The sequence below is a fragment of the Streptomyces sp. NBC_01012 genome (genome assembly GCF_045162755.1).
GTDB lineage: Bacteria > Actinomycetota > Actinomycetes > Streptomycetales > Streptomycetaceae > Streptomyces.
The window spans coordinates 2,996,933-3,011,086 of the sequence record NZ_CP108688.1; the positions used below are offsets into that span (position 1 = coordinate 2,996,933).

The window sequence follows — 14,154 nt, forward strand, 5'->3', positions numbered from 1 at the left end:
CCTACGGACCGGACACCTGCGTGAACGGATGGTCACGGGGCGCCGGGACCGGGCTCAGGTGTCCGACGACGCCGTCCTCGGCGGCACCGCCGGCATCCCGAGGAACGGCAGCTTCAGCGCCCCGAACGCCTCCTCCGGCACCGCGGGCGCCTTCGGCTCGACCGCCGCGAGCCGCTCGTACGCCGCGTCCTGCGCGGGGCGCGGGTCCGCCTCCCCCTTGTTGGGCCAGAAGGACATCGCGCGCTCCGCCTGCGCCGTGATGGTCAGCGACGGGTTGACGCCCAGGTTGGCGGAGACCGCGGCGCCGTCGACCACGGAGATGCCCGGGTGTCCGTACAGCCGGTGGTACGGGTCGATGACGCCCTCCTCCGGACTCGCCCCGATCGGGCAGCCGCCAAGGAAGTGCGCGGTGAGCGGGGTGCCCATCAGCTCCCCGATGTTCGACCCGGGGAAGCCGTTGATCTCCTCGGCCAGCAGTGAGGCGCCCTGTGTGGCCTCGGCTATCTGCGTCGGATTGGGCGAGCCGTGGCCCTGCCGGGCGGTGAGCAGGCCCTTGCCGACGCCGCCGGGCTTGCGGTACGCGGTCAGCGAGTTGTCCAGCGACTGCATGACGAGCCCGATGATGGTCCGCTCCGACCAGCGCCGGTTGGACAGCGAGCGCACCAGGAGCAGCGGATGCTTGGCCACGTTGCCGAACCAGCTGAGCACCCGGTGGGTGCTGTAGGGCACCTGGAGGATGGTCATCGCGCCCATCGCGTTGGAGCCCTTGCCGTAGCGCACCGGCTCGATGTGGGTGTTCTCGTCCGGGTGGATCGACGAGGTGATGGCGACGCCCCGGGTGAAGTCGGCCTTGGCGGTGCCGTGCTTCTTGCGGTAGCGGCGGTCGCTGGTCTGCGCCCCCACGAGTCCCTCGGAGTTGGTGCGGGTCAGCTCGCCGAGGCGGGACGAGAGCCGGGGCAGCAGCCCTTCGTCCTTCATCGTGTGCAGCAGGGTCTGGGTGCCGTAGGTGCCGGCCGCGATGACCACCTTCCGGGCCCGGAGCACGGACGGTGCGGCCTTACGGCGCCGGTGCGTGGGCACGGTCGACACGTCGTAGCCGCCGTCCCGGCCGTCCGTGACCGCGACGACGGACGTCATCGGGTGGATGACGGCACCGGCCTTCTCCGCCAGGTACAGGTAGTTCTCGTTGAGCGTGTTCTTCGCGCCGTGCCGGCAGCCCGTCATGCACTCCCCGCACTGGGAGCAGGCCTTGCGGGCGGGGCCCGCGCCGCCGAAGTAGGGGTCGGGGGTCTCGACTCCGGGCTTCGTGTGCGCCGTGCCGTCGGCGTCCCGGCCGTCGCCGAAGAACACACCGACCGGGGCGAGGTGGAAGGTGTCGCCGACTCCCATGGCCTCGGCCACGGACTTGAGATGGACGTCCGCGGGGGTCTCGGTCGGGTTGAGCCGCACCCCGAGCATCCGCTTCGCCTGGTCGTAGTACGGCGCCAGCTCGTCCTTCCAGTCGGTGATGTCCGCCCACTGGCGGTCCTCGAAGAAGGGGGCGGGCGGCACGTACAGGGTGTTCGCGTAGTTGAGTGAGCCGCCGCCGACGCCCGCGCCCGCCAGCACCATCACCTTGCCCAGCAGATGCACCCGCTGGATGCCGAACAGGCCGAGCGCGGGGGCCCACAGGTAGTTCTTGATGTCCCAGGAGTTCTTGGGCAGCGTCGCGCGGGTGAAGCGGCGGCCCGCCTCCAGGACACCGACCCGGTACCCCTTCTCGCTGAGCCGCAGGGCCGAGACCGCGCCACCGAAGCCCGAGCCGACGACGAGGACGTCGTAGTCGTACGCGTCGTCGTGCGTGTCGTCGTCCGCCTGAGCGGACAGGGCGGCCTGTTTCTGGGCAGGGCTGTCCTGGGACATGGCTCTCCTCGGTACGAAAAGGGCAGGTGGAAGGGCAGGTAGGGGGGCGGGGTCAGCGCAGCCGGAAGGCCTTCATCGCCTTGAGGCTGCGGTTCATGAAGGCTGCGTACTTCTCGTCGTCCATCCCGAAGGCCGGCGCGAGGGGGATCAGCCGCTGCTGGGCGACCGTCTGGGCCTCGGTGAACTTCAGGATGCCCTCGGAGCCGTGCCGTCGGCCGAGGCCGGAGTCCTTCATGCCGCCCATGGGTGACTGGACGCTGCCGTACGCGGGTGCGTATCCCTCGTTGATGTTGACGGTGCCGGTCCGCAGCCGCGCGGCGACGCGGTGGCCGCGCCCGGCGTTCTTCGTCCAGACACTGGAGTTGAGGCCGTAGGGGGTGGCGTTGGCGAGGGCCACGGCCTCGTCGTCGTCGCCGAAGCGGTAGATGGAGACGACCGGTCCGAAGGTCTCCTCGCCGCAGACGGCCATCGGCGCCTCGACGCCGTCGAGGATCGTCGGCTCGTAGAACAGCGGGCCGATGTCGGGGCGGGCGACGCCGCCGGCGACGAGCGTGGCGCCCTTCTCGACGGCTTCGGCCACATGCCTGCTGACGGTCTCCAGCTGCCGCTCGCCGACGAGCGACCCCATGTCGGCGCCGTACGCGAGGGAGTTGCCGAGCCGCATGGCCTTCGTGCGGGCGGCGAAGCGCTCCACGAACGCGTCGGCCACCGACGCGTGGACGTACAGCCGCTCGATGGAGATGCAGAGCTGCCCCGCGGAGGAGAAGCAGGCGCGGACGGCGCCCGCCGCCGCCTTCTCCACGTCGGCGTCGTCGAGGACGAGCATGGCGTTCTTGCCGCCGAGTTCGAGGGATACGCCGACGAGCCGGGCGGCGGCTCCTTGGGCGACCTCGCGGCCTGTCCTGGTGGAGCCGGTGAAGGAGACGTAGTCCGCGCGGCTGACGACCTCGGGGCCGACGACGGGGCCCTCGCCGATGACGACCTGGAACACCTCGGCGGGCAGTCCGGCCTCGATGAGGAGGTCACGGGCCCACAGGGCGGTCAGCGCGGTCTCCGTGTCGGGCTTCATCACGACGGCGTTGCCGGAGACGAAGGCGGGGAGCGCGTCGCCGACGGAGAGTTCGAGCGGGTAGTTCCAGGGGGCGATCTGGCCGATGACCCCGCGCGGCTGGCGCAGCTCGGTGACCTTGGTGAGGGTCGGGACGACCCCGGTGTGCCGCTTCGGCTTGAGGTACGAGGCCGCCCTGCGCCCGTAGTGCCTGGCCGCGACGGTGACGGCCTGCACCTCCTCGTGGGCGTGCAGCCTGGCCTTGCCCGTCTCCAGCTGGATCAAATCGAGGACCTCGGACTGGCGCCGCAGGACCAGGTCGTGGAAGCGGAGCAGCACGGCGGCCCTGGCCCGGACAGGGGTAGCGGCCCAGGCGGGCTGGGCGGCACGGGCGCGGTCGAAGGCGGCTGCGACGTCCTCGGGAGTGGACTCGGGCAGATCCGCCAGCTTCTCCCCCGTGAAGGGGCTGTGGTTGGCCGTGCGGCCGGAGCCGGCGACATCACGCGTCAGCCGGGCGATCACCTCGGGTGTGACCACATCGGCGGCGGTGCGCGCGCCGGCCGGGGCGGCGGCCACCGGATTGGTGCCGACGCGCGTGCCGGAGGCGGCGGAGGTGGGCGTGGAGGCCTGCGAGTCCGTCATGAGGGCGAGAGTATGTCGGCCCGCCCACTTTGGGTACCCGTGGGTAACAGGTTTTCACAGACCCTGCCAGAGACTCCACGCCACACCCCGCCATACAGCCAGTGATCACTGGCGGCATAACCGCTGATCAGGGGCGATTCCTCGGCCTCAGTCCGTCTGCTCCGGCGGCTCCCAGCCGCGCAGCACCGTCTCGAACAGCTTCTCGGTCTCTTCCCAGTCGTCCTCGGGACCCGTTATGAAGAACGCGTACTCAGGGCCGCCCGGCTCGGCGAAGTACATCTGGTCGATGCCGTGGCGCGGTCCCGGGAAGTCCTTGGACTCGACCCAGGTGAACTCCCAGAGAGAGCCCGGGCGGTCGCGGAAGATGTTCTCCTCCAGAGTCAGCCGCTCGTAGTCGGGCAACCGCACGGACAGGTCCTTCTCGATGCCCTGCATGTGCGCGTACGAGTTCGCGTAGTCGGGCTGCGGATCGAGGCTGATCCGGATGCGGTGCGCTCCGCCGTCCGGGGTGTAGTCGATCTGGCCCTCGTTGAGCTGCCGCTCCCAGCCGTCGGGCACGACGAGGCTGAAGCCCTCGGGGTCGGTGACCTTCTTCCAGCCCTCGGGGACCGTCTTCGTGCCCTGCCCTTCCTCCTCCTTGCCCGCCGGATCATCCACCGAACGGGTGGGGGTGGGGCCCGCCGTGCTCCGCCCCTTCGCCCCCGCCGAGTCGTCCTTCATCTTCATCGCGGCCAGGCCCGCCACCCCGCCGATCAGGGCGGCCGCCAGGACGACCAGCAGCGCGGTCCGCCACGGGCGCCGGGCGCGCCGCACGGGGGTGGACGCCGTGCTGTGCGGAGGCACCGTGGTGTGCGGGGGCGCCGACGGCTCGGGCAGGGGCTGGGGAAGGTGTGCGGTGGAGCCGTCCGGGGCGGAGAAGGCCCGCATGTCGTCCTCGGAGACCCGCTGCGTCGGCACATGCGCCTGCGCGGCCCGGGGCTTACGCCCCTCCATCGCGTCCAGCAGCATCCGCTCCGCCTCCTCGGCCGTCGGCCGGTCCGCGGGGTCCTTACGCAGCAGCGCGGTGATCACGGGCGCCAGCGCGCCTCCGCGCAGCGGCGGGGGCGGCTCCTCAGTGACGACGGCCTGCATGGTGGAGATGGGGGACGTGCGGCGGAAGGGCGAGGTGCCCTCGACGGCCGTGTAGAGCGTGGCGCCCAGCGACCACAGGTCGGACGCGGGGCCCGGATCGCCGCCGCGCACCCGCTCGGGTGCCAGATAGTCGATGGAGCCCACCAGTTCACCGGTCCTGGTGATGGTGGAGTCGCCCTCGATCGCGGCGATCCCGAAGTCGGTCAGCAGGACCTGGCCGTCCCGCGCGAGCAGGACATTGCCCGGCTTCACGTCCCGGTGCAGGACACCCGCACCGTGGGCGGCCCGCAGCGCGCCCAGCACATGGAGCCCGATCCTGGCCGCCTCGCGCGGGACGACCTCGCCCGAGTCCTTGGTCGCGTCGGCGAGGGAGGGCCCGTCGACGTACTGCATGACGATCCAGGGGCGGTTGTCGTACTCGATGACGTCATGGACGGTGACGACTCCCGGGTGCGTGATCCGGGCAGCGGCACGCGCCTCCTTCTGCGTACGCGCGTGCAGCACGGCACGGTCGGCCTCGGCCACGTAGAGTCCGGCGGTCAACTCCTTGACCGCGACGGTCCGGTGAAGCACCTCGTCCTGGGCCCGCCATACCTTGCCCATGCCGCCCCGGCCCAGGACGTCACCCAGCTGGTACCGTCCGGCCAGTACGATTCCCGAGTTCGTGCCCTGCGCGTGTTCCACGTGTGTCCTCGCCCCGATCCTTGGGACGCCAGGTTACGGAGGGGAGGCCGTACGACGTAACCTCCCCTCCCCCACGAAACCGCACTGTGATGCTTGTCGCCTTCCGCTGTCGCCCTGTCAGGAGTCCACGCGGTAGGAAGACATCGCCTGTTCGTAGATCTCGGAGACCTTGTCGCGCTCGTTCTCCGGGCCGATGACCTGGATGACGTGGTACCTGCCGTCCACGATCATGACGAGGTTGCGGACGTACACCTGACGGCCGCCGCTCTCCTGCCAGGTGAACTGCCCCTCCGCCATGGCCTGGCGCCCGACGTCGACGCGGCGCAGACCGGTGGAGGTGGCCCAGCTGGAATCCCGGAAGGGCTTCAACTCGGGTTCCGCGGTGCGCTGGTAGTCCAGCGGGTCGCTGCCGTTGGCCTTGACCGTGTCCCGGCCGGGCACGACGAGCACCGTGAACCCGTCGCTGCCGTAGCGGACCTGACGGTCCGAACCTGCCGGGCTGCGCTGCCAGTCATCCGGCACACCGATCTCGAAGCCCTCGGCGTCCTTGCGCAGCTTGTAGCCCTTGGCGAGGGCGACGGCGGAGCGGCTGGTCTGCGGCTTCTCCGACCCGGTGGAGCCCGAAGAACCCGCCGACCCGCCGGCCTCGCTCGCTCCGGCGGACGGGCTGCCGCCGTCACCCGGGTCGGCCGGTGCGCCGGAGCCCGAGGGCGCGGCCCCCGACTCCGTACCGGATCCCGACCTGGGCATGAACAGCACGGCGTAGGCGATGGCGGCCACGATCAGCAGCAGGATCAGCACCAGCAGCAGCCGGCCGAGCCGCCGTGGCGCCCGGCCACCCGGCGGCGGCTGACGCAGCACCTTGGGACCCTTGGGCTCACGCGGGGCGCGCGCCGGCTTCTCGTACGGCGGCGGCTCGTGCACCTGCTGCTGCTCGTACGGCTGCTGCTTCTCGCGGCGCTGCGCCTTTCCCTGACGGTGCCGGCCGTGCGCCGCGCCACCGCGTCCCCTCCGGCGGCGCACCAGCTCGCCCCGGCGGCGTACGACCGGGAGGCGGGTGGCGTCGGCGGGCGGCAGCGTGACGATGTCGGCGCCCGCCTCCGGCTCGGGGGCCGAGCGCACGAGGGAACGCAGCCAGCCGCTGAGCTCCTCGACATCGGGCCGCTCCGTGGGGTCCTGACGCAGCAGCGACTCGACGACCGGCCGCAGCGCGCCGCACTCCTCCGCGAAGGCCGGCGGCTCACCGCAGACCATCTGGACGAGCTCGACCGCGCTCTCCTCCGGATAGGGCGCGTGGCCCTGCACGGCGCGGTACAGCAGCGCGCCGAGCGCCCACAGGTCGGTGGAGGGGCCGATGGGCGGGGCGAGCTGCCAGTTGTCGTGGACAGGCCCCGCCTGCTCGGGCGCCCACCGCTCGGTGACGGCACCGACCACGGCGATACGGGCCTGCCGGGCGCGTTCGGCGGCGAGGGGGGTCGCCGGGCCGCGATAGGCGGGGGTGCTGCCGCTTCCCGCGACGACCTCGTCCCATCCCCCGGCGGGCGCGGTACGGGCGGCCGCCGGCTGCGGCAGCCGGTCCTGGCGCTCCACGGGGCCGGTGCCGAGGCGCCGGGAGTCGGCGCGCAGCGCGTCCTCGCCGGAACCGCCGGCCGCTCCGGAACCACCGGACCTTCCGGAGCCACCCTGCGCTCCGGAGCCGCCGGCGGGCACGGGGCGGCCCGAGGCGGGTCCGTCGTCCCAGGTGCCGGCGAGGTGGACGCGTCGGCCGGGGGGCGTGGGCCCGGGGCCCTCGTCGTCGTCCTCGTCGACGTCGTCGTCATCGTCGTCGTACGCATACGGGTACGGGTCGTCGGCGGCCCTGCCCCAGGCGCCGCTCAGCTGCGGCCGTCCAGGAGCGGGAGGGACGGCGGGGGGTGCGGTGGGCCCTTCGGGGCCGGGGGCGTCGGCGCGGTCGTGTTCGGCTTCCGCGCGCCTGCGGTCCTCACCGGCGCGCGCCGCGGCGCGGGCCCCCGCGCGATAGGCGGCGATGGCTCCGGCGCGGGCGGCGCGGAGCTGCGCGGCACTGCCCGCGCCGGGCTCCGCGGCGGGCAGGGCGTGCGGCGGGGCATGGGGCGAGGCGTGCGGCGGTGCCGCCTCGATCTCGGCACGGGGTCCGGGGGCCGGCACTCCGTCGCTGGACGGCCTGGGGGCGGGCAGGGCCTCCGGTGCGGGCGGGGCGTCGGACTCGGGCAGGCCGCCGGCGTCCGGCTCGTCAGGCGCGGGGGCCTCGTAGGGGCCGGACTCCACCGCGGGGGGCTCGTACGGGCCGGTGGGGCCCGATTCGACGGCCGGCGGGCCGTAGGCGTTCTCCTCGTCCGGATCCGTACGTGGCGCCGGAACATAGCCGCACAGCGCCTCCTCGGCCGCGCCCGCCGCAAGCCCCGTCAGCACCACGCGGCCGTCGTCGCAGACCAGCACCGTGCGGACCGTGATGTTGCGGTGCGTCCAGCCGTGCGCGTGCAGCACCCGCAGCGCCGTGAGCACGTCGGAGCCGATCTCGGCGGCCCGGTAGGGGTTGAGAGGCCGCTCCGCGAGGAGCGCGGCGAGCGGCCGGGCCGCGACCAGTTCGCTCACTATCCAGAGCGATCCCGCCTCGGCGAACACGTCGAAGACCTGGTCCAGGCGCGGATGGTCGGGCACCTGGGCCGCCGCCTGCGCGGCCTCGATCGCGCGCCGGACCGCGGGATCCGTGGACCGCCGCACCGTACGCCCGGTGGCGCGCCTGGCCGACGGCAGCCCGTCGGCGTCGAGCACCTCCGCGTCCACGACCTCGGGTAACGGCACCTGCCGCACCAGGACTTCCTGTCCGCTGTAGGTGTCGAAGGCCCGCGTCTCGACCAGTTCGAAGGCATCGGACGGGGGCAGCGGAAGGCGGTAGCGGTCGGCAAGTACCCGACCCGCATAGTCGTCCACGACGCCTCCCCAGAGCGCGCTGTCCCCCGGTCACCGAGACCGCATCAATCCGTCAATCGCGGTCACTTGCTGTGCAATTGACCTATCATTCCGGCTGCGTACGGTCCTCGGCCTCTCACAATACGTGGCAAGCCGCAGCCGCGCGGCCGGTCACCGCAACCCGACCGGTCAGCTGGTCGGCTCGAACGTGGCGAAGGCCGTCTCGCGCAGCGTCCGGCACTCGTCGTCGTTCCATCCGTCGGCCTTGCAGCTGATCATGATCGAGTAGCCGTGGGTGGCGTCGGCCTTGAAGCCACGGTTGAGGACCCGGACCCGCATGCCCTGCTGGTTCCGGGTGAACTCCCAGTCGGCGACGGTCGGGTAGCCGTTGTAGTCGACCTTCTTTATCCGGATGTGCTTGTAGCCGTTGCTGAGGCTCCTGGTGGCCGCGACCGCTCCGGCCCAGGCGGCGGCAGCGTCGTCCTTCGGGGAGGAGTTGTAGTCGACCTGGACACGGGGGAAGCCGCCGTCGGCGTTGTAGATGGCACCCGAGTTCTGTCCCGCTATGCCGTCGAACTTGAAGTTCTCGGGCATCGCCATCGAGAAGTGGAACTGCTTGTTGGTGACCTTCTTGTACCCGTCGGGCAGCGCGTCCGGGTCCGGGGTCGGCTTGTCGGTGTCCGGCGAGGCGGAGGCGTCGTCCGACGCCTCGCCCGTGCCCTGACCGTCCTTGCCGCCGTCATCGGCGCTGTCCTCGTCCTTGCCCGAGCCTCCGCCGGTCGGCTTGGCGTCGCCGCCGGCCGTCGCACCGGACGAGGCGGCGGTGCCGTCCTTGGAGCCGCCGCCCTCGTTGCCCTTGTCGTCGTCGCCGAGGGCGAGCGCCAGGATCGTACCGAGGACGGCGAGCACGACGACACCGGCGATGACCGCCAGCGTGCGGCGCGGCACGACATCGGTGATGGACGCCCGCGTCACGGCCTGACGCCCGGATCCCCCGGCGGGCCCCGAGGCCGACGCCGTGGCAACCGGGGTGCCCGGCGCCTGCGGTGGCACCGGGGGAACAGCGGCGGCCGACGGGGACTTCGCGTTGCGTACGGACCGCAGGGCACCGCGCAGCCGGTCACCCGTGCTCTCCGTGGTCCCGGGCGCGGCGACCGGGGTGGTCGGGGTGGAGGAGGCGGCACCGGAGGTCTGGCCCGCGGGGGCAGGACCACCGGTGTCCGGTCTTCCCGAGCCCGCCGCAGCCGCTCCGGCGGCGGCAGCAGCGGCTCCGGCAGCAGCGGCTGCCTTCTTGCCGCCGCTCCGGCTGCTCCTACCGCTCTTGCTGCCCGTGCCGTCACCGATCTTGGGCAGCGCCATGATCTGGGTGGAGTCGGCGGGCGGCGCCACGGGCTGTTCCGGAGCGTTGATCACCGCGTTGAGCAGGACACGCACCCCCGCGTCGTCGAGCCGCTCGTCGGGGTCCCTGGCCAGCAGACCGTAGATGGCCTCCTCCAGCATGCCCGCGTTCGCCGGGGGTTCGACGGGTTCCGTCATCACCGCCGTCAGCGTGGCGATGGCCGAGCCCTTGTCGTACGGCGGGCGGCCCTCGACGCTCGCGTACAGCAGCCCGCCGAGCGACCACAGGTCGGCGGGCGGCCCCGGCTTGTGGCCACGGGCCCGCTCGGGCGAGATGTAGGAAGGGGCGCCGACGAGCATGCCCGTCGAGGTGACGGAGGGGTCGCCCTCGACCTGGGCGATCCCGAAGTCGGTCAGGACGACCCGGCCGTCCTCCGAGATCAGCACGTTGGACGGCTTCACATCGCGGTGCAGGATGCCCTCGCGGTGCGCAGAGCGCAGCACGTCGAGGATGGCGAGGCCGACCTCCGCCGCGCGCCTCGGCGTCAGCGTCCCGTCCTCACGGATCACCTCGGCGAGGGACTTGCCCTCGATGAGCTCCATGACGATCCACGGCCGGTCGTCCTCGTCGACCACGTCGTAGACCGTCACCGCGCTGGTGTTGCGGATCCTCGCGATCGCCTTCGCCTCACGCAGGGTTCGCGTGATGAGACGTCGCTTCTCGTCCTCGTCGATGGACGACGGGAACCGCAGTTCCTTGACCGCGACCGTGCGCCCCAACGTCTCGTCGGCAGCACGCCAGACCGTGCCCATGCCGCCCCGGCCGAGCACCTCCCCGAGACGGTAACGCCCCGCGAGGAGACGTCCGTCCTTGTCCCCTTGGGGCTCCCGCGCCTGCTCCGCCTCCGACATGCGTCCCCTCTGCGATCAACCCGCCCTGGCAGAGCGTTCATTGTCCCTCACCCCGGGACCGGTCATGGTTCCGGGTCCGGGGTCGGCCGTCGCCCGCCAAGCGAACCACACCTCACGACCGCATCGTCCTACCTCCCCCTGCTCGCCGTCGAGGGCAGGCCCTCGGGACGCCTCCCCCGCACACCACGAGGCCCCCGGCGGCAAGGAGACGTACCGCCCGGGGGCCCGCTCCGGCGCCGCTCGGCGCAAGGGGCCGGTGGAGTGGCCTGCGGAAGTGGCCTGCGGAAGGGCCTGCGAAGGGGGGGCCTCAGCGCGGCAGGATGTCCGGCGCCCCCAGCCGTGCCGCGTCCGCCGTCAGGTCGTCCGGCTGCCGCTGGGACTCCCGCTCCGCCTCCACCCGCTTGCGGTAGTGCTCCACCTCCCGCTCGACCCGGCCCTCGTCCCAGCCGAGCACCGGCGCCATCAGGTCCGCGCACTCCCGGGCACAGCGGGTGCCCCGGTCGAAGGTCTCGATGGAGATCCGGGTGCGCCGGGTGAGGACGTCGTCGAGGTGTCCCGCGCCCTCGTGCGACGCCGCGTAGACGACCTCGGCCCGCAGATAGTCCTCGGCGCCGGCCAGCGGCTCGCCCAGCGAGGAGTCGGCCGCCACCAGGTCCAGGAGCTCCTCGGCCATCGAGCCGTACCTGTTGAGCAGGTGCTCCACCCGGACGACGTGCAGCCCGGTGCGGGCGGCGATCCTCGCGCGGGCGTTCCACAGGGCGTGGTAGCCCTCGGCGCCGAGCAGCGGGATGTTCTCGGTGACACAGTCCGCCACCCGCTGGTCGAGGCCGTGCACCGCCTCGTCGACGGCGTCCTTCGCCATCACCCGGTACGTCGTGTACTTGCCGCCGGCGACGACGACGAGTCCGGGTGCGGGGTGGGCCACGGTGTGCTCGCGGGAGAGCTTGCTCGTGGCGTCCGACTCGCCTGCCAGCAGGGGGCGGAGCCCGGCGTAGACACCCTCGACGTCGTCCCTGCCCAGCGGGGTGTTCAGCACCGAGTTCACGTGTTCGAGCAGATAGTCGATGTCGGCGCTGGACGCGGCCGGGTGAGCCTTGTCCAGGTCCCAGTCCGTGTCGGTCGTACCGATGATCCAGTGCCTGCCCCAGGGGATCACGAAGAGCACCGACTTCTCGGTCCGCAGGATGAGCCCGGTCGAGGAGTGGATGCGGTCCTTGGGCACCACGAGGTGGATGCCCTTCGACGCCCTGACGTGGAACTGTCCGCGCTCGCCGATCAGGGCCTGGGTGTCGTCCGTCCACACCCCGGTGGCGTTGACCACCTGCTTGGCCCTGATCTCGTACACCTCGCCGCCCTCGACGTCCTGCACCCGCGCGCCGACGACCCGCTCGCCCTCACGGAGGAAGCCGGTCACCCGCGCCCGGTTCGCCACCTGCGCGCCGTACCCCGCGGCCGTGCGCACCAGGGTCGCCACATAGCGTGCGTCGTCCATCTGGGCGTCGTAGTACTGCAGGGCTCCGACCAGGGCGTCCTTCTTGAGGGCGGGGGCGACCCGCAGGGCGTGGCGCCGGGTGAGGTGGCGGTGCACGGGCAGGCCGCGGCCGTGGCCCGACGACACCGACATCGCGTCGTAGAGCGCGACGCCCGAGCCCGCGTACAGCCGCTCCCAGCCCTTGTGCTGCAAGGGGTAGAGGAAGGGGACGGGTTTCACCAGATGGGGTGCGAGCCGCCCGAGGAGCAGCCCTCGCTCCTTCAGCGCCTCCCGTACGAGCGCGAAGTCCAGCATCTCCAGATAGCGCAGCCCGCCGTGGATCAGCTTGCTCGACCTGCTCGATGTGCCGGCCGCCCAGTCGCGCGCCTCGACCAGGCCGGTCGAAAGGCCTCTGGTGGCCGCGTCCAGCGCGGTCCCGGCGCCGACCACGCCTGCTCCCACGACCAGCACGTCCAGTTCGCGCTCGACCATCGCGGTCAGCGCTTCGGTGCGCTCCGCGGGTCCCAGTGTCGCTGTCCTCACTGCTGCCTCCCGGTCATCCCGGTGCGTCGGGGGTACGGCACGGGAGCGGAGACCGGCCGGGGGGCCGGGCGCTCGTGCCCACCCCTCGATTCTGTCCGCGGTCCGCGACTTCAGCCACCGCCTGTGGACAACACCAGCCCCACACGCGTCATCGAATGCGACATATAGGTCATATTTACGCCTAGTCTGACATTGCGCTGTCCACAGCGGTTGCGCTTTCTGTCTCTTGGCCTTAGGGAAAGGACGGCCCACATGCCCGCAGACCTCGCCGTCATCGGACTCGGTCACCTCGGCCTGCCCCTCGCCCAGGCAGCCGTCGGCATGGGAATCCACACCGTCGGCTACGACACCGACCCACGCCCCTTCGGGGAACTCTCCGCGGGCCGTAGCCCGGTCGAGGGATCCCTCAGCGCCTCCGACATCCGCCGGATGGTCTCGGGCGGCTTCCGCCCCACCGCCGACCCGGCCGAACTCGGCCGGGTGCGCACCGCCGCGATCTGCGCCCCCACCCCCCTCGGGCCTGACCGCACCCTCGACCTCCGCGCGGTCACCGACGCGACCCGGGCACTCGCCGCCCGGCTCCGGCCGCACACCACCGTCCTGGTGGAGTCGGCCGTGCCGCCCGGCACCACCGAGAACGTCGTACGCCACCTGCTGGAGGAGGGCTCCGGGCTGCGCGCCGGACGGGACTTCCACCTCGCCCACTCCCCCGGCCGCCTCGACCCCGGCAACCGCACCCATGTCTACGGCAACACCCCGAAGGTCATCGGCGGCCTCACCCCCGCGTGCACCGAATCGGCCGCCGCCTTCTACGGCCGGCTCACCGACAAGGTCGTACGGGCGCGCGGACCGCGCGAGGCGGAGATGACGAAGGTCCTCGAAACCAACTTCCGGCACGTCAACATCGCGCTGGTCAACGAGATGGCGGTGCTCTGCCACGACCTCGGTGTCGACCTCTGGGACGTCATCAGGTGCGCCGAGACCAAGCCGTTCGGCTTCGAAGCCTTCCGCCCGGGCCCCGGTGTCGGCGGCCACGGCGCCCCGGTGGACCCCGGCTGCTTCCCGTACAACAGCCGTACGCCAGGCCACCCGTTGCGCATGGTCTCGCTGGCCAAGGAGATCAACGACCGGATGCCGAGCTATGTGATCCAGCGCTGCGCGACCCTCCTGAACGAGCACGGCAAGTCCGTACGGGGTGCCCGCGTCCTGCTGCTCGGCGTCACCTACAAGCCGGACCTCGCCGACCAGGAGGCCTCACCCGCCCGCGAGATCGCAACCCGGCTGATGGACATGGGCGCCCAGATCGGCTACCACGACCCGCACGTCCTCGACTGGCGGGTGCGCGAGGTGCCCGTCCCGCGCGCCGACTCGCTCTACGAGGCCGCCGCCGGGGCCGATCTGACGGTGCTGCTCCAGCACCACCGCACGTACGACCTCCAGGGCCTCGCGGTGAAGGCCCAACTCCTCCTGGACACACGGGGGGCGACGCCGGCGGGCGCCGCGCACCGGCTCTAGACCCCCTCCACGCCCATGTCCCGCAAGGGATTCCCGG

General features: G+C 72.3%; 7 protein-coding genes. 1 reads left to right on the forward strand and 6 read right to left on the reverse strand.

Annotated features, from left to right (window positions below; genetic code table 11):
- Positions 1 to 54: 54 nt before the first annotated feature.
- From OG623_RS13215 to OG623_RS13240, 6 genes are all read right to left on the reverse strand, one after another.
- Positions 55 to 1,902 carry a GMC oxidoreductase gene (locus tag OG623_RS13215; RefSeq protein WP_406146547.1) on the reverse strand — a complete coding sequence of 616 codons (1,848 nt, stop codon included), beginning with the start codon at positions 1,900 to 1,902 and terminating at the stop codon, positions 55 to 57.
- A 52-nt stretch (positions 1,903 to 1,954) separates the two neighbouring features.
- Entirely contained in the window at positions 1,955 to 3,592 is a 1,638-nt protein-coding gene (locus OG623_RS13220) for a succinic semialdehyde dehydrogenase (RefSeq protein WP_406146548.1), read from the reverse strand.
- A gap of 147 nt (positions 3,593 to 3,739) precedes the next feature.
- Positions 3,740 to 5,407, reverse strand: a complete 1,668-nt coding sequence (locus OG623_RS13225; RefSeq protein ID WP_406146549.1) for a protein kinase domain-containing protein — start codon at positions 5,405 to 5,407, stop codon at positions 3,740 to 3,742.
- 117 nt (positions 5,408 to 5,524) lie between these two features.
- On the reverse strand, positions 5,525 to 8,359 hold the full coding sequence (locus OG623_RS13230) for a protein kinase (RefSeq protein WP_406146551.1): 2,835 nt from the start codon (positions 8,357 to 8,359) through the stop codon (positions 5,525 to 5,527).
- 168 nt (positions 8,360 to 8,527) lie between these two features.
- On the reverse strand, positions 8,528 to 10,588 hold the full coding sequence (locus tag OG623_RS13235; RefSeq protein WP_406146553.1) for a protein kinase domain-containing protein: 2,061 nt from the start codon (positions 10,586 to 10,588) through the stop codon (positions 8,528 to 8,530).
- A 307-nt stretch (positions 10,589 to 10,895) separates the two neighbouring features.
- The gene (locus tag OG623_RS13240) at positions 10,896 to 12,602 is read right to left on the reverse strand and encodes a glycerol-3-phosphate dehydrogenase/oxidase (protein WP_406146554.1); all 1,707 of its coding nucleotides are present in this window, start codon (positions 12,600 to 12,602) and stop codon (positions 10,896 to 10,898) included.
- Between the two features lie 252 nt (positions 12,603 to 12,854).
- On the opposite strand from OG623_RS13240, the gene OG623_RS13245 reads away from it, so the two are divergent.
- Positions 12,855 to 14,117: a nucleotide sugar dehydrogenase gene (locus OG623_RS13245; RefSeq protein WP_406146555.1), complete on the forward strand. Its 1,263-nt coding sequence runs from the start codon at positions 12,855 to 12,857 to the stop codon at positions 14,115 to 14,117.
- Positions 14,118 to 14,154 lie beyond the last annotated feature (37 nt).